Consider the following 18,068-nt stretch of genomic DNA (forward strand, 5'->3'; position numbering starts at 1 on the left):
CGTTCGGCGGCGATTTGTGTAACGTCCACGGCAATGGAGCTGGCTTTTAAATAGGGGCCTTGGTCATTGCCAAAGGCGAAACTGGCATCGGCAGTAAAAACCGCAGAAACCAAAATACAAGAAACAGCCACAAGAGAAGTGGCGCGAAAAAATTTCAACATGAAAAATACATTAAAGCGGCGGCACCAGCGGACGAAGCGGCATTACTTTGTTATTGTTCGTCTTTTGTTGCATCCGACTCGCGTGTTTATCTGGTCACCCCATTTGTGTACCGTATGACAACCTTCGCTACTCGTTGATGGCGCATTTATGATGCGGCGCAGCAAAGTCAATTCAACGCGGCCAATAGTCCGTCCAACCGTGCACCGGATGCGACATCCAGTTCTAAAACCCATAAATCTGGGTCGCGGGTGGCCCGCTTTTTCCAATAATCCCGCACTAAAGCATCGCTGGAATTGCCCAAATCGATGCTTTTCCAAGCAGACTGGCCGTCCAATGACGGGTAACGTTCGTACAATATAGGGTCTGTACCGCGCACTTGCCCAATCAACAGGATCGCGCCAGATATGGCATCGCCCTTCTTCAGGACAGTGGCAAAATCACCTTCCGCTTCGGCCAATCGCTTGAGCGCAGAGATTTGTAATCCGCTGGCAAGCCGTGGTTCAATCAAGCGGCGTCACGCTCTTCAGAAAAGGTGAGCACGGCATACATAGCTGACGAGTCTGCCGCACCACGCAGTTGCGCCCGGAATTTTTCATCTCGGAAAAGGCGTGAAACCTCGGCCAGAGCGCGCAAGTGCGACGCTCCGTCTTGTGCAGGCGAAATCAGACCGCACACCAGATCAACAGGTTCGTCATCTACGGCATCATAAGGCACTGGCTTCGAAAGCCGCGCAAATACTGCGACTGGCATATCAATACCGGATAACTTGCAATGCGGGATCGCCGTGCCGCCGCCAAAACCCGTTGGGCCAAGCCGCTCGCGTTCAACCATGCCATCAAGCACGGCATGCGCATCCACAAAATAATTTTCTGCCGCGATAACCGATAACCGCGCCAGCAAGTCCGATTTTCCCGAACATAATATATCAGCAGCAACGGCCCCTTCAACGAGCCTAGTAGAAAGTCGTATCATATTTTTTTCAAAAGCGCTCGGTGTATCCGAAGCACAATCCCTTGAATTGGTTTAGAAAACTATAAGGTTTTGGCCGAGGTCTAAGGTGCAGATTTTGGTTCAACCCACCCGATCGTGCCATCTTCGCGGCGATAAATCATATTATGGCGTCCAGTTCCAGTGTTTTTGAATAACAGGGCCGGCGTATTACGTAAATCCATGAGCATGACGGCGTCCGACACAGTGGATTCAGGAATATCGACGCGCATTTCAGCGACAATTACTGGCGGGTCCGGCAAGGACGTCTCTTCATTGTCATCACCTGCATCAAACACGGTATAGGCCGCTTCTTCCTGCGCCAAAGCGTAAGCCGTTTGTACATGCCTATCTTGCAAGCGGCGCATGTACCGGCGCAATTGTTTCTCGATGCGTTCTGCTGCGCGGTCAAAGGCAACATGCGCGTCCTGTGCCTCGCCGCGGCCTTTGAGGACAAGGCCCTGCATGACATGCATGACGATGTCGCTTGTAAAGCCTTCATGCGGGGCGCGGCCAAAGGTTGCATGCGACGAGAGGGCTTTTGAAAAATATTTTTCGGCAATGGACCCAAGTCGTGTTTTCACATGGGTTTGGAGCGCTTCACCGGTATCGACCTGATGTCCTGAAACCCTGATGTCCAATGCCTGTCCCCTTTTGTTAAAGCGTTGACCCCGATTGAAGCCAAAGCGCGTCCTTAATCTTCGCTATAAATTCTGCATGCCGCGCCAGTTCTTCCACAGAAGCGGAATGGGCGCGGACTGGCCGAAATACTTTTGTTGGCTGAGCGCTGCTAACGTCCGTTTGGGCCACAGCTTTATCTGAAAAAGCATTGTCGGCGAGGCCAAGGCCGATTTGCCGGCCGCCCGTCAGCTCAATATATAATTGCGCTAAAAGCTCTGCATCGAGCAGCGCGCCGTGCTTTATGCGGTGGCTGCGGTCGATGCCATAACGGGTGCACAAAGCGTCGAGTGATAATTTCGCACCCGGATTTTTGACGCGCGCGAGGGCCACTGTGTCAACCATTCGGTCCATGGCAACAGGTGGGCGTCCGCAATGCTGCAGTTCGTGGTTGAGAAAACCGAAGTCAAAGCTGGCATTATGGGCAACGAGCGGGCTGTCGCCAAGAAATTCAAGGAGTTCATCAGCCCTTTCGCCAAAGGCAGGCTTATCGGACAGAAACCGGTCAGACAGGCCGTGCACATTTTCGGCAGCTGCGGGCATTGGGCGCTGTGGGTTGAAATAGGCGTGGTAGTGATTGCCTGTCATCACCCGGCTGACCATTTCGATGCAGCCAATTTCAACCATCCGATCCCCTGTTGCAGGGTCAAAGCCAGTCGTTTCGGTATCAAATATAATTTCACGCATTCTGTTATTAGTTGTGAGCCTGTTTAAAGCCTTATGCAAGACCCGCGCGCAGCTTTTTAACAAGTGCCTGCACATCGGCGCGAGTCTCGGCGATATCTTGGCCGGTATCGATTATATGGTCGGCGCGTGCGCGCTTATCGGCATCGTTCATTTGCAGTGCCAGTATATGTTCAAACTTTTCCGCTGTCATATTCGCCCGCGCAAGCACGCGTTCACGCTGAACCGCTGCCGGCGCGCTGACCACCACGACAACATCAACGCCGGCCTGTCCGCCTTTTTCAAACAACAAAGGAATATCGAACAAGATCATGTCCGCATCCTGATGCGATGCCAAAAATAGCTTGCGACGTTCCGCGACGGCGGGGTGGATTATCGATTCCAGCAATGCCAGCCGGTCGCGGTCGCCAAATACAGCGGCGCCAAGCGCCTCGCGGTCGACGCCGTCTGGACCCGTGGTGCCAGGAAACGCAGACTCAATAGCGGGCACCAGCGCGCCACCCGCCTTTTGCAAGTCATGCACCGCCGCGTCAGCATCAAAGACGGGAACATTTTCATCCGCAAACATCGCCGCAACGGGGGACTTGCCCATGCCAATGGAGCCGGTAAGGCCAATGATCAAAGGTTGCTTCATGTGAGCAACAGCGCCCGCAGTGCATCCTCACCATCGTCGGGTGGGGCCGCGCCAAAGAATAGCTCAAAGGCGATAGCTGCCTGCCCAACAAGCATTTCAAGGCCATCCACCGTTTCCAAATCACGCATCCGCGCCGCCTTGAGCAACGCCGTTTCAATTGGTGCATAGACAAGATCATAAACAATCGCATGTTCAGGCAAGGGCGAAAGATCGATTTCAAGTGCCTCTTGCCCAACCATGCCCAGCGGGCTTGCATTCACCAACAATGCTGCATCGGGCATGCGCGCATCAAGGCCGATGACTTTGCCCTTCAGGCCAAAATGCGCCAGCAAGCCTGCAGCCTTTAAAGCATTGCGGGCCACCAAGACCACTTCACCAATATCTGCTTGCGCCAAAGCGAACAGGACCGCCCGCGCGGCGCCGCCTGCGCCGATGACCACGGCCGTCTCGCCTGCAATCGGGATGTCCGCAATCGGTCCATAAAAGCCGCCCGCATCGGTGTTGGTGGCAACAAGTGCGCCTGCGTCATTGCGAAACACAGTGTTGATCGCGCCAATGGAGTTGCGCACCTCGCCGGGGTCGCTGACAAAATCGAGCGCCGCAATCTTATGCGGGATCGTGATGTTGCATCCACGCCAGTCGGTATCGGCGGCACGCTCGGCAAAATAACGCTCCAAACCTTGGGGTTGTACATCGGATGCGCGGTAATCGCCAACCATGCCCAATTGTGTAAGCCAGAATTTGTGTATCAATGGCGATTTTGAGTGCGCAATCGGGTGCCCGATCACTTCAGCATAATGTGTCATGTGGATAAAAGGCCCCTCAGTCGCAAATAATCAAGCACCGGAAGCAATGGCATCCCGATAATGGTGAACTGACTGCCGCTGACGCTTGCGAACAATTGCGCGCCTTCGGCTTCAATCCGGTAGCAGCCTACGCAATGGCGGATGTCTTCCCAATAGGTGTCGACATAGTTATCGATGAAAGTGGGGGTAAGGGGACGCATTGTCATTTGCGCAGTGTCAACCACGCGCCAGACAGGCGCGCCACCTTCACAGATCACCGCAACGCTAATCAACCGGTGTACGGATCCAGAAAGTCGCACAAGATGGGCTCGTGCGTCCTCGGGTGTTTTTGGCTTGTCGAAAACATGGCCATCGGCACCAACGCAAATCTGATCACAGCCCAGCACCAATGCGGAGGGCGCCTTGCGTGACACTTTGCGCGCCTTGGCCTCAGCCAAGGCGTCAGCGATATCGCGGGGTTTAGCACCAGCTTCGGCCAAGGATGTTTTGATACTATCTTCGTCAACCAAAGCAGGCACCGCTTCAACCGCGACCCCGGCCGCGTTCAACATCGCGATCCGCCCAGCACTTTGGGACGCCAAGATCAGCGTCATGTTTGAATTTCCGTTTCGCCTGCTTGCGTCACTTCACGCTCGTTAAACAAATTAATGATCGCGGCCGCACTTTCTTCAATTGAACGACGGGTCACGTCCAATACGGGCCAGCCATTATCGGCAAACATCCGCCGCGCATGCGCAACTTCGGCGCGGACTTTCTCTTCATCGACATAATCTGTGTCCGGCAATTGATTTAACGACAATAAGCGGTTGCGCCGCACTTGAATCAGCCGTTCGGCGCTGGTGACTAAGCCAATGACCATCGGATGCTTGAGCTGAAATAAATTCGGTGGTGGTGGCGATTCCGGCACGATTGGAATATTTGCAGTCTTATACCCACGATTGGCCAGATAAATACTGGTTGGCGTTTTCGACGTTCGGGATACGCCGGCAAGCACTATGTCGGCCTCCTCCCAATTTTGGGCGTTAATCCCGTCATCATGCGCAATGGTAAATTGAATCGCCGCAACCCGTGCAAAATAGGCTGCGTCCATGACATGTTGGCGACCAGGTCGGGCCTTTGCTTCTTGGCCAAACATATTGGACATCGCGTCACTGACCGCGTCGAGCGCTGCAATGGCAGGCAAGCCCAGCGCCCGGCACCGTGTCTCCAATTTGCGGCGTGTATCGCGATTGACTAATGTAAACAGCACAAGCCCGGGATTGGCGGCCACGTCCGTCAATATACGATCCAAATGGCTTTCGGAGCGCACCATTGGCCAGAAATGCTTGACCACATGCTCTGCGTCGTCAAACTGCGACAAAGCTGCCTTGGCGATACTCTCCAAAGTCTCGCCGGTAGAGTCCGACAACAAATGCAAATGAAAACGCTGGGTCATAACGGACAGTCTTGTTGGCAGGCTGGGGATAAATCAAGGGACAAGTTTTGCACGTCCGTTTCTCAAGCACTAACCCAATTTTGGGGCTCGATTCGAGCACAGCCTATCCACAGGGGTATTTTTGTATCCACAGGGTGTGGATAATGGGGATGAATATTGCGACTCCCTTTCGTTGTGTTCACGCCCATGCGTCAAGCTGTTGGCAATATCCGCAAAAGCTTTTAAGGCCCTATTTATCAACAGCACATCATCTTTCATCATCCTTTATATAAATATATATTTTGATTGGATCTCGCCGCTCTATGTCAGCGCAAAACCCGAAAAAACTGCTTAACGTCCTTCGGGGCAATGAAGAAGCTGTCCCCCCCATTTGGTTGATGCGCCAAGCAGGGCGTTATTTACCCGAATATCGCGCGCTCCGTGCCGAAAAAGGCGGATTTCTGGCGCTCGCTTATGACAGCGACGCGGCGTGTGAAATCACGTTGCAGCCAATCCGTCGCTTTGGCTTTGACGGCGCAATTTTGTTTTCAGATATCCTCGTAATCCCCCATGCCATGGGTCAGGATCTGTGGTTTGAAACAGGTGAAGGCCCGCGCCTTGCGCCACGTTTGGCGGAATCAAAACTTGAAGAATTTGTGCCTGCCCCACAACGGCTTGCACCGATTATAAACACTGTGCGTAAGGTATCGGCCGAGCTACCACCTGAAACTACCTTCCTGGGCTTCGCTGGAAGCCCGTGGACGGTCGCTACCTATATGGTGCATGGTCAAGGCAGCAAAGACCAAGCAGAGGCACGCAGAATGGCTTATATGGAGCCGGAGCGTTTTGCGGCATTGATCGAAGCTATCATTTCGGCAACGGTGAATTATCTGGGTGACCAGATTGATGCGGGTGTCGATGCCGTGCAGTTGTTTGACAGCTGGGCTGGGTCATTGTCACCGGCGCAATTTGAAGAATGGGTGATCGCGCCAAATGCGGAAATCGTGCGCCGGTTAAAGGCGCGTAATCCTAATGCGGTGATTATCGGTTTTCCGAAAGGCGCGGGCGGAAAGCTTGCCGCTTATGCAGAAGGGACAGGGGTTGATGCCTTGGGCCTTGATGAAACCGTTGATCCACATTGGGCAAACCGACAATTGCCCAAAGGCCTACCGGTTCAAGGCAATCTTGATCCACTTGCGCTGATTGCCGGCGGTGATGTATTGAAAGATTCCGTGCACAACATCCTGTCCGCGTTTGAAGATCGGCCGCATATCTTCAACCTTGGACATGGTATTCAGCCCGACACCCCAATCGAAAATGTTGAATTGCTTCTCAATCTGGTCCGTAAGGGTTAACCCATAAAGGCCGTTTTTATGACGGAAATTTTATCTGTGCTGTATATCTGGCTGAAATCTGCTCACGTTATTTTTGTCATTTTTTGGATGGCGGGGTTGTTCATGATTCCGCGCTTCTTCGTCTACCATCAGGAAAGTGCTGAAGGGTCTGAGGAAGTTGCCAAATGGGTAGACCGTGAATCCAAACTCATTAAAATCATCCTTAATCCATCCATCATTGTGGTTTGGGTTTTGGGATTATTGCTTGCGTATAATATCGGCGCGATGGCGCAAGGATGGTTTCACGCCAAATTATTGTTTGTTTTGGGACTGTCGGCTTATCATGGCTGGACTGTCAGCTATGCCAAGAAGTTGGCGCGCGGTGAACGGCGTTTAACCGGCAAGCAATTGCGTTTGCTTAATGAAGTTCCCGGCATTGCCTCTGCCATCATTGTCATATTGGTAATTGCCAAACCCTTTTAAGCGCCAGCCGATTAATGGACTGACTAAACTATTGTGATTTTAGAACAGTTGACGGCGTGGCCATCACGGGGTATTTACCAGTTCAAGCTCGTCCTGGGCATGAGGCGCTATCCACATAACAATTGCGCCACTGACTTTTCAAAATTCGACCGATTATCTTTTTCATATCGGCGACCAACCTGGGCACTGCGTCCATCCAACGGAATTTTCTATGCATTTGAAAGAGCTGAAAAGCAAAAATCCTGCTGACCTTGTATCGATGGCTGAAGAGCTGGGTGTCGAGGGCGCGTCTACTTTGCGCAAACAGGATCTTATGTTTGCAATCCTGAAAGAACTTGCCGAAGATGGCGAGCAGATCATGGGTTTGGGCACGATTGAGGTTTTGCCTGACAGCTTCGGCTTTTTGCGTTCGCCCGAGGCCAATTATCTGGCGGGTCCAGATGATATTTACGTGTCACCAAATATGGTCCGCCAGTTCGGTCTGCGCACCGGTGATACAGTAGAAGGCGAAATTCGCGCGCCAAGAGACGGCGAGCGTTATTTTGCTCTGACCAAGGTGATGAAGATCAATTTCGACGATCCCGATGCGGTGCGCCATCGCGTCAATTTCGATAACCTGACGCCGCTGTATCCAGATTCAAAGCTGATACTCGATTCACTTGACCCAACGGTTAAGGATAAGTCAGCCCGCGTCATCGACATTGTCAGCCCGCAGGGTAAGGGCCAACGTGCGTTGATTGTTGCGCCACCACGGACAGGTAAAACCGTGTTGCTGCAAAATATTGCCCGCGCCATCACAGAAAACCATCCAGAGGTGTTCCTGATCGTTTTGTTGATCGACGAACGGCCCGAGGAAGTTACAGATATGCAGCGTTCGGTGAAGGGTGAGGTTGTCTCCTCCACCTTTGATGAACCTGCAACGCGTCACGTGCAAGTTGCTGAAATGGTTATAGAAAAAGCAAAACGTCTGGTTGAGCACAAGCATGACGTGGTCATCTTGCTCGATTCCATCACGCGTCTTGGCCGTGCCTATAACACCGTTGTCCCATCATCTGGAAAAGTGCTGACGGGCGGTGTGGATGCCAACGCATTGCAACGGCCAAAGCGTTTCTTTGGCGCAGCCCGCAACATCGAAGAAGGTGGGTCACTGTCCATCATCGCGACGGCCTTGATTGATACAGGCAGCCGCATGGATGAAGTTATCTTCGAAGAGTTCAAGGGTACAGGCAACTCCGAAATCGTTCTGGATCGCAAGGTCGCGGACAAGCGTATCTTCCCAGCGCTGGATGTCGGCAAGTCCGGTACGCGTAAGGAAGAATTGTTGGTTGAGGAAAACAAGCTCAAGAAAATGTGGGTCCTGCGCCGTATCCTCATGCAAATGGGGACTATTGACGCCATGGAGTTCTTGCTCGACAAGATGAAGGACTCGAAGACCAACGAAGACTTTTTTGACTCGATGAACCAGTAAGCAATAGGCGGAGTGATGATGCTTGAATTTTTGATCGCAACCGCGTCAGCGGCGCCGTCCTTGGGTGGGCCTGCCGAAATTTGGGGACATATCGTCAATGATTTCTCCAACTTAAATAGCAGTAGCGCCTGGACGGCTTTGGCTTCTGTCATTCTGCTCGATCTGGTGCTGGCGGGTGATAATGCCATTGTCGTTGGCGCGTTGGCGGCTGGGTTGCCTCCGGAACAACGTAAAAAAGTTATCTTCATCGGCGTTATTGCCGCGCTCGTTTTGCGTGTCGTATTTGCGTTGATGGTTAACATATTGATGGGCGTCATCGGTCTGATATTTGTTGGCGGACTGCTTTTGATTTGGGTGGCGTGGAAGATGTACCGCGACTTGAAACGCAGCGAAGCAACAGAATCCCCGGGCTCACCTGAAATATTGGGTGACGAAAATAGCGGTATTCCAGCGGCCAAAAGCTTCGCCGCTGCTGCATGGGCTGTGGCAGTTGCCGATGTGTCGATGAGCCTCGATAATGTTCTTGCGGTGGCAGGTGCAGCCAAGGACCATCCCGGCATTATGATTGTTGGTCTGATCTTTGCTGTTGCCCTTATGGGCATCGCCGCGAATGTTATCGCGCAATATATTGAACGCTATAAATGGATCGCATGGTTCGGCATGGCGGTTATCGTATATGTCGCCGGCAAGATGATCTATGAAGGTTGGACTGACCCCGACTTGGGGGTTGGCCGTTATGTGATTGCGATGATAGGCGGCTAAATTGGCTTCCCCATAAACAGGGGAAGCCCAAAAGTCTATCCCAGATGCTCTGCGAAAAACGCGGCGGTGCGGCTATCTGCAAGTGCAGCACCGACCGCATCGCGCCGTGCACCCATCTCGGCAGCAAAGCCATGGTCAAGGCCAATATAGTCATGCAGCGTCACCTTGGCATTATGGCCAAGGCCAGAATGTATTGCGGCCTGCGCTTCTGGACCAACAAAATGGTCCGCGGTCGGAATATGCAGCATCAACGGGTTAGCAATGGCGTGGCTTTCATGCAGCATCTGGTCAATCATGACGCCATAATAGCCAACTGACGCACTGATATCCGTCCGCGCTGCCGCCATATAGGCCAGACGTCCACCCAGACAGTACCCAACACAACCCACCTTTTCGACAGGCGCTTGTTTTCCAATCCCCGTGCGGATCGCATGGATCATCGCCTCAATATCGCGAACGCCATCATCAGCATCATATTGGCCAAAATAACCAAACGCCTCTTGAAGTTCCGCTTCAACATCGGGGTTCAGCTCAACGCCCGGCGCAAAACGCCAGAAGATATCAGGCGCAACCGCAAGATATCCTGAGGCTGCCAAATGATCGACCTTTTGCCGAATACCGGCATTTACCCCGAAGATCTCCGGTATCACGATGATTGCAGCCCGGGCGGTTCCAGCTGGCGCCGCCAAATAGGCCGGAAAAAGGGCATCCTCAACCAGCGCATCCACATTCACCATTTCACCCATATTCAGCTCCTTGGCGGACATTCTCCGCAATTGCGTGATTCGACTTAGCCTTTATAGTGCCTCCTATCAGCAAATAGGAGTGCGTGGCCCATGAAGATGCACATTGAAATCGATTGTTCGCCCGAAGAGGCGCGGGCGTTGCTCGGTCTGCCTGATGTTACGAAGGCCAATGAAGCCTACGTCGAGAAGGTTACCAACTTGATGAACGGCGCCGGCGGCATTGATCAATTGCAGGAACTCGGCAAACAAATCGCGCCCATGGGACAAATGGGGCTTCAATTGTTTCAGCAGTTGATCGAGACAGGCGCCAAGGCGGCGATGTCGGGCTTGAATAGCAAAGATAAAAAATAGCGATTTTTGATGCATTGCCCCGACACGATTTTTGCGCTGTCCAGCGGCGCCCCTCCCGCTGCGATTGGAATAATGCGGATCAGCGGGCCAGCGGCCTTTGACGTGGTGCGCGGACTTGTATGGCGACTGCCAGCACCGCGCAGGGCTTCTTTGTGCGTACTGCGTTCGCCTGAAACCAAGGAGCATCTGGATCAAGCGCTGATAGTAATCTTCCCAGGGCCCAAAAGCGCAACGGGTGAGGATCTGGCTGAGCTGCACCTGCACGGTGGTCGCGCCGTTATCCGTGCGGTCGAGGAAGCCATTCAGGCCTTTCAGGGAGTGAGGCGCGCAGAGGCGGGGGAATTCACGCGGCGATCCTTCGCCAATGGCAGAATGGACCTCAATGAAGCTGAGGGACTAGCTGATCTCTTGTCTGCAGAGACCGAATGGCAACGCCGCGCCGCCAACCTTATGTTTGGCGGCGCGTTTAGTGCCGCAATCGAGCAATGGCGTCAGGAAGTATTGCGCCTTTCTGCACTTACCGAAGCTGAGCTGGATTTCTCAGATGAAGACGATGTCGATTCTCAAAATAACCAAATAATTACAGATAGTTGTAGTAATTTAGAGACCGAAATTAAGCAATTATTGGCCGCGCCGGCTGCGGAAAAGTTGAAGGATGGATTGCGGGTTGTTCTGGCGGGGCCACCTAATAGCGGCAAGTCCACATTGTTAAACGCGCTTGTCGGGCGGGATGCCGCTATTGTATCCGATATAGCGGGCACCACGCGGGACATGATTGAGGTGCCGGTCAGTGTGCAGGGTGTCGCACTGATATTCACCGACACAGCGGGATTGCGAGATGACAGCGAAGACGTGATTGAGAAAATCGGCATCGACCGCAGCCACGCAGCCATGCAACAAGCGGATATAATATTGTGGCTTGGAACGCAGGGCTCTGGCCCAATCCACCCGAATTTGATTGAGGTCGCAACAAAAAGCGATTGGAACGGGCATGTCAGCAAATCTGCGGACGCGATTGCGGTGTCTGCGGTGTCTGGCATGGGCATATCCGAAATGCTCGATACTGTGGCGCGGACCGCAAAAACATTATTGCCACCTGCGGATCAGTTCGCCGTCAACGCGCGGCAACGAACATTGCTTGGGCAGACGGCCGATGCTTTAAGCGCATGCCATGAGACAGAGGACTGGTTGATTATCGCAGAACATCTGCGCCAAGCGCGTTTGGCTTTAGACGCGCTGACCGGGCGTGCCCACACTGAAGATCTGTTGGACACAATCTTCGGGAAATTTTGCGTTGGAAAATAGTGTTTCACGTGAAACAATAATTTCTCCTTTTTGACCCCAGCTATCAGTTCGGCTATGCGCGACACATGAAGACTGATTTTGACATCATCGTCGTTGGTGGCGGCCATGCGGGGACGGAGGCCGCAGCGGTTGCTGGCCGCATGGGTTTGCGTGTCGCCTTGGTCAGCTTTGACAGGCTAATGATAGGCGCAATGTCATGCAATCCCGCTATTGGAGGTCTTGGAAAAGGCCATTTGGTGCGCGAAGTTGATGCCTTTGACGGTCTGATTGGCCGTGCCGCCGACGATTCCGCCGTGCATTACCGAATGCTCAACGCATCTAAGGGTGCAGCGGTTCAGGGTCCCCGTATTCAGGCAGATCGCAAGTTATTTAAGGCATCCATCCAGAGTCAACTTAATGAACTTTCCAATGTCCGCATTATTGAAGGTGAGGCCGCGGCTTTACATTTCCTTCCGCTCGCACCGACGCGCGTTGCGGGTTTGGTTCTGGGTGATGGCACTATCCTAAAGTCGCCAGCGATCATACTAGCCACTGGAACATTTCTGGGCGGCAAGTTATTCCGCGGAGAAGAGCGGCTCGATGGTGGTCGGGTCGGCGAAGATTCAGCAATGTTGCTTTCGCAACAGTTGAGGCAAGCGGATTTACCGATATCCCGTTTAAAGACCGGGACGCCACCGCGCTTGGACGGCCGGACCGTTGACTGGGCGCAGCTGGAAATGCAGCCCTCCGACGGCGAAGAATGGACCATGTCCGCAATGCGCAGCCGCCGGACTGTGCCGCAATTATTTTGCGCCATGTCGCGTACCAACAGTCAGACGCATGACATCATTCGGTCTGGGCTTGACCGCTCCCCACTTTTTGGCGGGGACATTGAGGGCAGGGGCCCGCGCTACTGCCCATCAATCGAAGATAAGATTTTCCGTTTTGGAGACCGCGCAGGCCATCAGGTTTTTCTGGAGCCCGAAGGGCTCGACAGCCATTTGATATATCCAAACGGCATTTCAACCTCACTCCCGACCGACATTCAAGAGGCTATGGTGCGGTCAATGTCTGGCTTGGAGCAATGTCAGATTGTGGTGCCTGGTTATGCGGTTGAGTATGACTATATTGATCCGCGCTGTTTGGATTCCAGTCTGGCTGTACGCGGTTTTGAGGGTTTATATTGTGCCGGGCAAATTAATGGAACTACGGGGTATGAGGAGGCGGCTGCACAGGGGCTCGTGGCAGGTATTGGCGCGGCGTCAAAGCATCTGGGCCAAGCCATGCCAGCAATTGACCGGACAAATAGCTATATAGCGGTCATGATCGATGACCTCACCCTACAAGGCGTTACCGAGCCCTACCGCATGCTAACTGCGCGTGCCGAATATCGCCTGCGCCTGCGGTCCGACAATGCGCAGTCGAGGCTGACGCCCATGGCGATTGATGTTGGAGCTGTTGCGGCTAGCACTGCTGCGGCGTTTCAGCACCGAGAACATCAGCGCAAAGATTTGCTCGATCGCCTTCATTCCCAGGAAAGTGCCGACGTCCTCATAAAGCGTGGCCTTTCCGTAAAACAAGACGCCGGTAAAATGTCGTTGTTTGCATGGTTGCGCTTTCCGCAGCTATCGGTTGCAACGTTGCTTGCACGTGAAAGCGAAGCGTGGCCTTCGGACCTGCTTAATGAAGTTGAGCAGGATGGCAGATACGCACCCTATTTGGCGCGACAAGAGGCCGAAATACATGATGTCACCGCCAATGAGGAAATTAGACTTCCCGAGACAACCGATTACAGTGCGATAGCGGGGCTTTCCAACGAAATGGTTGAGCGTCTGCAAACAGCAAAGCCGCAGACGTTAGCTGGAGCATCGCGCATTAGGGGTATAACCCCGGCGGCGCTGGCTGCCATTTTGGTACATGCCAAGCGGGCAAAATCCAGCATCGTGGAGCCCGCATGACGGAGCAAGAAGCTGTGCTTTGGCTTGAGGGCGAGCTAGGTGTTTCACGTGAAACAATGGACGCGCTCAAAACCTTTGTCGCGTTTTTGAAACGGGAGGGGAGCAGTCAAAATCTGATTTCTGCATCGACGCTGGATCATATTTGGGCTCGCCATATTGTGGACAGTGCCCAATTGCTGCAATTTCTGGACCATGCCCCCGCCACCACCCGCTGGTTGGATTTGGGATCAGGTGCTGGGTTTCCCGGGCTGATTATTGCATTGTTGACCGATTACAACGTGACGCTTGTTGAATCGCGTGCGCGGCGGATTGATTATTTGCTGCGTGCGGTTGAAATGTTGGACCTCACCCGTCGTGTCCATGTTGCAGGGGTTACGTTGGAACGTTTGGAAACCGCGCCTTATTCGGTCATCAGTGCCCGTGCGTTTGCGCCATTACCGAAGTTGTTTGATCTTGCAGAACGTTTTGCGACAAATAAAACTTTGTGGCTTTTACCAAAGGGGCGTATTGCGGACCAAGAGTGGCAAGACGCCCAAGGCGTCTGGGATGGCAATTTTCAAGTTATGAAGAGCATAACTGACCAGGATGCGGGGATTCTGGTCGGGACATTATCGGGGCATCGCCAAATAAAAGCGGCTGCCGCAACACAGGGGCAAAGGCCATGATCCGTATTGCTGTAGCGAACCAAAAGGGTGGGGTCGGCAAAACAACAACAGCTATAAATCTGGCGACGGCGTTGGCCGCAAGCGGTTGGCGCTGTGTTCTTGTGGATCTTGATCCCCAAGGCAATGCGTCCACGGGGCTTGGATTGAAGCAAGCGCAGCGGGTTCACAGCAGCTACGATCTATTGCTGGGTGATGCATCGTTGAAAGATGCGGCGATCCCGACGCTTATTCCTAACCTCGACATTGTACCTGCCACTGTTGACCTGTCGGGTGCGGAAATCGAATTGGTTCAGTGTGAGGATCGCACTGGTCGGCTTAAAGCTGCGTTTGATAAATCGGACGCGCATTGGGACATTTGCATAATCGACTGCCCACCGTCGCTTGGTTTGATAACCGTAAACGCACTGGTTGCCGTAGACTCTCTTCTCGTGCCGCTACAGTGTGAGTTTTTCGCACTGGAGGGGCTGAGCCAGTTACTACAAACAGTCGAACGCGTTCAGGGTCGTTTCAACCCCGCCCTTACAATCATGGGTATCGCGCTGACCATGTACGACAAGCGTAATAAGCTGACCGAGCAGGTGGCTGACGATGTGCGCAGTTGCTTAGGTGATTTGGTGTTCAACACCGTCATTCCGCGGAATGTGCGCTTGTCTGAGGCACCTAGCCACGGGCTTCCGGCCTTGGTCTACGATCATCGCTGCTCGGGATCAGAAGCCTATATGAAACTTGCCAGGGAATTGATTGGCCGACTACCGGCCCGGGAGTTAGCAGCGTGAGCAACGATAATCCGTCTGAAAAGTCGCCGTTAAAGAAGAAAATGGGCCTTGGGCGGGGCCTGGATGCTTTGTTGGGCGAGGCATTGCGTGGCGACAGCATGGCGGCAAAATCAAATTCAGATATGGATTCTCGTGGGCAGGGCGTTGCGACGCTGTCGGTGATCGACGTACGTCCTAATCCCGATCAGCCACGGCGCCATTTTGCCGATGAGAAGTTGGATGAGCTGGCCGCGAGCATAGCAAAGCATGGGATTATTCAGCCCATAATTGTTCGGCCGTTTCAAGGGGGGTACCAGATTGTTGCGGGGGAACGCCGCTGGCGGGCGGCCCAGCGCGCGCAGTTACATGATATTCCTGCAATCATCCGCAGCTTTGACGATTCCGAAACGCTGGAAATTGCGCTTCTCGAAAATATCCAGCGGCAGGATTTAAATCCAATTGAAGAGGCTGAGGCATATAAGAAGCTAACGGAATTGTTTGGTCACAGTGCAGCCGAACTTGCCGAGTTGGTGCATAAATCGCGAAGCCATGTTGCGAACATGATGCGCTTACTGGATTTGCCGCCGACGCTGCGCGACTTGGTGACGGAAGAAAAGCTGAGCATGGGACACGCGCGCGCTTTATTGGGCAGTGACAATGCGGTGCAGTTGGCAATGCTGGTCATCAAAAATGGCCTGTCTGTTCGTGCAACTGAAACGCTGGTGCAACAAGAGCGCGCGCCGAAGGCGAAAAGGACAGTATCTGCCGGCCAGCCAGAAAATGCCGATATCCGCGCAGTCGAGTCGCATCTCGGCGATCTTTTGGGATTGAGGGTACGGATAGCGCAAAAAAATGCGACGGGCGCGGGCGCGGTGACATTTGAATATGGCAGCTTGGACCAATTGGACATGTTGTGCCAGCGGCTTACGGGTGAAAAGTTCTAACATTTTCAGTAAGTTATATTGATGCAGTAGCTCTTCGAACGCCAATGGCTCGTTGATATAGGCGTCGTTGCAGCTCAATTAGTCCAACGCCCGACGAATAGGAGCACTTTTATGGATGCAGCACAGTCAGGGGCGCAGGATGTGGTGAAACGGCACCATATCCTCACGCGTATCTGGCATTGGTTGAACGCCATTTTCGCCACGATATTGCTGATGAGTGGCCTCATGATCTTTAACGCCCATCCGCAATTATATTGGGGCGAATTCGGCGCACGCGGAGATTATGCTTGGTTGCAAATTGACGATACACGCACCACCGGTTTCGTGAGAGTTGGGAATGCCCGCGTTGAAACCACTGGCGTGCTAGGACTATCACTAGATTCAAAAGATAAGGTTCGCAGGGTTGCCTTTCCCGGCTGGGCGACCATTCCCACCCATTATAGTCTAGCTGCTGCGCGCAGGTGGCATTTTGCCTTTGCGTGGCTTTTCGCGCTTGGGCTGACGGCCTTCATGCTGGGTTCGCTGGTCAACGGCCATATTCGAAAGGACTTGCATGTCCGACGTGCGGAATGGAGCGTAGCTAATATCTGGAAAGACATCAAAAATCATGCGCAGCTGCGTTTCGATCGCGCGCACGGCACTTATAACATACTGCAAAAATTAGCGTATATTGGGCTCATATTCGTCGTGCTGCCGACCATGATCCTGACGGGTATTACGATGTCGCCGGCTATGAACGCGGCTTGGCCGTGGTTACTTGATCTATTTGGCGGGCGGCAGTCGGCCCGCTCGCTGCATTTCATTGCCGCAACGATGATGGCACTTTTTGTTGTCGTTCACCTCCTCATGGTCCTACTTTCTGGTCCAATTAAGGGTGTCCGGCCGATGATAACGGGGCGGCATGCGGCGACCAGTGAACCCAGCCAAGTTGGAGAACAGCCATGACCGATGGACGCAAATTTATGCGCCGCCGCGACCTGTTGCGCGGCGCGACTTTGGGCAGCGGTGCGCTGATCTTGAGTGGCTGTGACGCCTTGAATGAGAATGCGACCTTCAGATCGGCGCTGCGTGCGGTGGATAGTCTCGATCAGATCACGCACAGGTCGTTAATGGACCGCGCAACGCTGGCGCCTGAATTTGCCCCATCGGAGATATCGCCCGTTTTTAAAACTAATGGTTCAGTGACTGCTACCTCGGCGGAATATCTCGCGCATCTGCAGAATGGTTTTGCCGACTGGCGGCTGCGTGTTGACGGCATGGTGGCCAATCCCTTGATGCTTGGACTGGACCCGCTGCGCGCCATGCCAGCGCGCACGCAAATCACGCGGCATGACTGTGTGGAGGGTTGGAGTGCGATTGCGCAGTGGCAAGGCACGCCGCTCCGCCTGTTGCTGCAACAGGCCCGCGTGTCGAGCCGTGCCAAATATATCGTTTTTCATTGCGCTGATGATTACGGAGCGCTGCCATATTATGAATCGATTGACTTGGTCGACGCCTACCATCCGCAGACCATATTGGCGTGGGGCATGAATGGTGAAACTCTGCCCGTGAAATATGGCGCGCCCATCCGGCTGCGCGTAGAGCGGCAATTGGGCTATAAGCAGGCCAAATATGTTATGCGCATCGAGGCGACGGACGACCTGACCAAATTTCATGGTGGAAAGGGCGGATATTGGGAGGATGTCGGCGACTATGCATGGTATGCTGGAATCTAGGCTTGCACCGCTGCGCGGTTAATGGAAAAGCCTTTGGCAAGTATAACGGAGACCCAAGTACCATGAAGACCCGCGCTGCAGTTGCATTTGAAGCGAAAAAGCCATTGGAAATTGTTGAGTTGGATTTGGAAGGTCCAAAGGCTGGCGAAGTGCTGGTCGAAATCATGGCGACGGGCATTTGCCATACCGATGCGTATACGCTGGACGGTTTTGACAGCGAGGGCATTTTTCCTTCGGT

The 18,068-nt window shown here is 53.4% G+C and carries 21 protein-coding genes and 1 pseudogene; 13 read left to right on the plus strand and 9 right to left on the minus strand.

Annotation, left to right across the window (positions count from 1 at the left end; translation table 11 throughout):
* Positions 1-328 precede the first annotated feature (328 nt).
* The 8 genes from QE270_RS10220 to QE270_RS10255 form a co-directional block, all read right to left on the minus strand.
* Positions 329-670: a DUF1491 family protein gene (locus QE270_RS10220; protein ID WP_300038993.1), complete on the minus strand. Its 342-nt coding sequence runs from the start codon at positions 668-670 to the stop codon at positions 329-331.
* Positions 667-1,134 (minus strand): PTS sugar transporter subunit IIA, encoded by a 468-nt coding sequence (locus QE270_RS10225; RefSeq protein WP_300038996.1) that lies wholly within the window; start codon positions 1,132-1,134, stop codon positions 667-669. Before QE270_RS10225 ends, QE270_RS10220 begins: the two co-directional genes overlap by 4 nt.
* An 80-nt stretch (positions 1,135-1,214) precedes the next feature.
* The gene (raiA, locus tag QE270_RS10230) at positions 1,215-1,790 is read right to left on the minus strand and encodes a ribosome-associated translation inhibitor RaiA (protein WP_300038999.1); all 576 of its coding nucleotides are present in this window, start codon (positions 1,788-1,790) and stop codon (positions 1,215-1,217) included.
* A 16-nt stretch (positions 1,791-1,806) separates the two neighbouring features.
* Positions 1,807-2,514: a DNA polymerase III subunit epsilon gene (gene dnaQ, locus QE270_RS10235; protein ID WP_300039002.1), complete on the minus strand. Its 708-nt coding sequence runs from the start codon at positions 2,512-2,514 to the stop codon at positions 1,807-1,809.
* A gap of 31 nt (positions 2,515-2,545) precedes the next feature.
* The gene (gene coaE / locus QE270_RS10240; protein ID WP_300039005.1) at positions 2,546-3,145 is read right to left on the minus strand and encodes a dephospho-CoA kinase; all 600 of its coding nucleotides are present in this window, start codon (positions 3,143-3,145) and stop codon (positions 2,546-2,548) included.
* Entirely contained in the window at positions 3,142-3,951 is an 810-nt protein-coding gene (locus tag QE270_RS10245; RefSeq protein ID WP_300039008.1) for a shikimate dehydrogenase, read from the minus strand. The genes coaE and QE270_RS10245 overlap by 4 nt, the downstream gene beginning before the upstream one ends.
* Positions 3,948-4,544, minus strand: coding sequence for a Maf family protein (locus tag QE270_RS10250; protein ID WP_300039009.1), 597 nt, complete (start codon positions 4,542-4,544; stop codon positions 3,948-3,950). Before QE270_RS10250 ends, QE270_RS10245 begins: the two co-directional genes overlap by 4 nt.
* Positions 4,541-5,386 (minus strand): pyruvate, water dikinase regulatory protein, encoded by an 846-nt coding sequence (locus QE270_RS10255; RefSeq protein WP_300039011.1) that lies wholly within the window; start codon positions 5,384-5,386, stop codon positions 4,541-4,543. The genes QE270_RS10250 and QE270_RS10255 overlap by 4 nt, the downstream gene beginning before the upstream one ends.
* 302 nt (positions 5,387-5,688) lie before the next feature.
* Between QE270_RS10255 and hemE the strand changes: the two genes are divergently transcribed.
* The 4 genes from hemE to QE270_RS10275 all read left to right on the plus strand — a co-directional run bounded on the left by hemE (position 5,689) and on the right by QE270_RS10275 (position 9,412).
* On the plus strand, positions 5,689-6,720 hold the full coding sequence (gene hemE, locus QE270_RS10260) for a uroporphyrinogen decarboxylase (protein ID WP_300039014.1): 1,032 nt from the start codon (positions 5,689-5,691) through the stop codon (positions 6,718-6,720).
* 18 nt (positions 6,721-6,738) lie between these two features.
* The gene (locus QE270_RS10265) at positions 6,739-7,182 is read left to right on the plus strand and encodes a CopD family protein (protein WP_300039017.1); all 444 of its coding nucleotides are present in this window, start codon (positions 6,739-6,741) and stop codon (positions 7,180-7,182) included.
* 211 nt (positions 7,183-7,393) lie between these two features.
* The gene (gene rho, locus QE270_RS10270; protein WP_300039020.1) at positions 7,394-8,650 is read left to right on the plus strand and encodes a transcription termination factor Rho; all 1,257 of its coding nucleotides are present in this window, start codon (positions 7,394-7,396) and stop codon (positions 8,648-8,650) included.
* Between the two features lie 15 nt (positions 8,651-8,665).
* Positions 8,666-9,412 carry a YjbE family putative metal transport protein gene (locus QE270_RS10275; protein WP_300039023.1) on the plus strand — a complete coding sequence of 249 codons (747 nt, stop codon included), beginning with the start codon at positions 8,666-8,668 and terminating at the stop codon, positions 9,410-9,412.
* A gap of 35 nt (positions 9,413-9,447) precedes the next feature.
* Here the strand turns inward: QE270_RS10275 and QE270_RS10280 are convergent, their stop codons facing one another.
* Positions 9,448-10,158 carry a dienelactone hydrolase family protein gene (locus QE270_RS10280; RefSeq protein WP_300039026.1) on the minus strand — a complete coding sequence of 237 codons (711 nt, stop codon included), beginning with the start codon at positions 10,156-10,158 and terminating at the stop codon, positions 9,448-9,450.
* 90 nt (positions 10,159-10,248) lie between these two features.
* Here QE270_RS10280 and QE270_RS10285 point away from each other — a divergent pair, with 90 nt between their 5' ends.
* The 9 genes and pseudogenes from QE270_RS10285 to QE270_RS10325 all read left to right on the plus strand — a co-directional run.
* Positions 10,249-10,509, plus strand: a complete 261-nt coding sequence (locus QE270_RS10285; protein WP_300039029.1) for a DUF6489 family protein — start codon at positions 10,249-10,251, stop codon at positions 10,507-10,509.
* Between the two features lie 9 nt (positions 10,510-10,518).
* Positions 10,519-11,814, plus strand: coding sequence for a tRNA uridine-5-carboxymethylaminomethyl(34) synthesis GTPase MnmE (gene mnmE, locus QE270_RS10290; protein ID WP_300039032.1), 1,296 nt, complete (start codon positions 10,519-10,521; stop codon positions 11,812-11,814).
* Positions 11,815-11,879: 65 nt separating this feature from the next.
* Complete coding sequence (gene mnmG, locus QE270_RS10295; protein WP_300039035.1) at positions 11,880-13,751, plus strand: tRNA uridine-5-carboxymethylaminomethyl(34) synthesis enzyme MnmG; 1,872 nt, start codon at positions 11,880-11,882, stop codon at positions 13,749-13,751.
* A complete protein-coding gene (gene rsmG / locus QE270_RS10300) occupies positions 13,748-14,416 on the plus strand; it encodes a 16S rRNA (guanine(527)-N(7))-methyltransferase RsmG (RefSeq protein WP_300039038.1) in 669 nt (222 codons plus the stop codon). The genes mnmG and rsmG overlap by 4 nt, the downstream gene beginning before the upstream one ends.
* Entirely contained in the window at positions 14,413-15,192 is a 780-nt protein-coding gene (locus tag QE270_RS10305; RefSeq protein WP_300039040.1) for an AAA family ATPase, read from the plus strand. Before rsmG ends, QE270_RS10305 begins: the two co-directional genes overlap by 4 nt.
* Positions 15,189-16,115, plus strand: coding sequence for a ParB/RepB/Spo0J family partition protein (locus QE270_RS10310; RefSeq protein WP_300039043.1), 927 nt, complete (start codon positions 15,189-15,191; stop codon positions 16,113-16,115). Before QE270_RS10305 ends, QE270_RS10310 begins: the two co-directional genes overlap by 4 nt.
* Before the next feature lie 111 nt (positions 16,116-16,226).
* Positions 16,227-17,060, plus strand: a complete 834-nt coding sequence (locus QE270_RS10315; protein ID WP_300039045.1) for a cytochrome b/b6 domain-containing protein — start codon at positions 16,227-16,229, stop codon at positions 17,058-17,060.
* Complete coding sequence (locus QE270_RS10320; protein ID WP_300039047.1) at positions 17,057-17,830, plus strand: molybdopterin-dependent oxidoreductase; 774 nt, start codon at positions 17,057-17,059, stop codon at positions 17,828-17,830. The genes QE270_RS10315 and QE270_RS10320 overlap by 4 nt, the downstream gene beginning before the upstream one ends.
* A 62-nt stretch (positions 17,831-17,892) precedes the next feature.
* A pseudogene (locus QE270_RS10325) lies at positions 17,893-18,068 on the plus strand (S-(hydroxymethyl)glutathione dehydrogenase); the annotation flags it as partial.

Origin of the sequence: Sphingorhabdus sp., assembly GCF_029865925.1 — a bacterium.
GTDB lineage: Bacteria > Pseudomonadota > Alphaproteobacteria > Sphingomonadales > Sphingomonadaceae > Sphingorhabdus_B.

Coding starts and splice junctions, on each gene's coding strand:
- QE270_RS10225 (WP_300038996.1), bottom strand. CDS start 1,134: ATGATACGACTTTCTACTAGGCTCGTTGAAGGGGCCGTTGCTGCTGAT.
- dnaQ (WP_300039002.1), bottom strand. CDS start 2,514: ATGCGTGAAATTATATTTGATACCGAAACGACTGGCTTTGACCCTGCA.
- coaE (WP_300039005.1), bottom strand. CDS start 3,145: ATGAAGCAACCTTTGATCATTGGCCTTACCGGCTCCATTGGCATGGGC.
- QE270_RS10245 (WP_300039008.1), bottom strand. CDS start 3,951: ATGACACATTATGCTGAAGTGATCGGGCACCCGATTGCGCACTCAAAA.
- QE270_RS10250 (WP_300039009.1), bottom strand. CDS start 4,544: ATGACGCTGATCTTGGCGTCCCAAAGTGCTGGGCGGATCGCGATGTTG.
- QE270_RS10255 (WP_300039011.1), bottom strand. CDS start 5,386: ATGACCCAGCGTTTTCATTTGCATTTGTTGTCGGACTCTACCGGCGAG.
- hemE (WP_300039014.1), top strand. CDS start 5,689: ATGTCAGCGCAAAACCCGAAAAAACTGCTTAACGTCCTTCGGGGCAAT.
- QE270_RS10265 (WP_300039017.1), top strand. CDS start 6,739: ATGACGGAAATTTTATCTGTGCTGTATATCTGGCTGAAATCTGCTCAC.
- rho (WP_300039020.1), top strand. CDS start 7,394: ATGCATTTGAAAGAGCTGAAAAGCAAAAATCCTGCTGACCTTGTATCG.
- QE270_RS10275 (WP_300039023.1), top strand. CDS start 8,666: ATGATGCTTGAATTTTTGATCGCAACCGCGTCAGCGGCGCCGTCCTTG.
- QE270_RS10280 (WP_300039026.1), bottom strand. CDS start 10,158: ATGGGTGAAATGGTGAATGTGGATGCGCTGGTTGAGGATGCCCTTTTT.
- QE270_RS10285 (WP_300039029.1), top strand. CDS start 10,249: ATGAAGATGCACATTGAAATCGATTGTTCGCCCGAAGAGGCGCGGGCG.
- mnmE (WP_300039032.1), top strand. CDS start 10,519: ATGCATTGCCCCGACACGATTTTTGCGCTGTCCAGCGGCGCCCCTCCC.
- mnmG (WP_300039035.1), top strand. CDS start 11,880: ATGAAGACTGATTTTGACATCATCGTCGTTGGTGGCGGCCATGCGGGG.
- rsmG (WP_300039038.1), top strand. CDS start 13,748: ATGACGGAGCAAGAAGCTGTGCTTTGGCTTGAGGGCGAGCTAGGTGTT.
- QE270_RS10305 (WP_300039040.1), top strand. CDS start 14,413: ATGATCCGTATTGCTGTAGCGAACCAAAAGGGTGGGGTCGGCAAAACA.
- QE270_RS10315 (WP_300039045.1), top strand. CDS start 16,227: ATGGATGCAGCACAGTCAGGGGCGCAGGATGTGGTGAAACGGCACCAT.
- QE270_RS10320 (WP_300039047.1), top strand. CDS start 17,057: ATGACCGATGGACGCAAATTTATGCGCCGCCGCGACCTGTTGCGCGGC.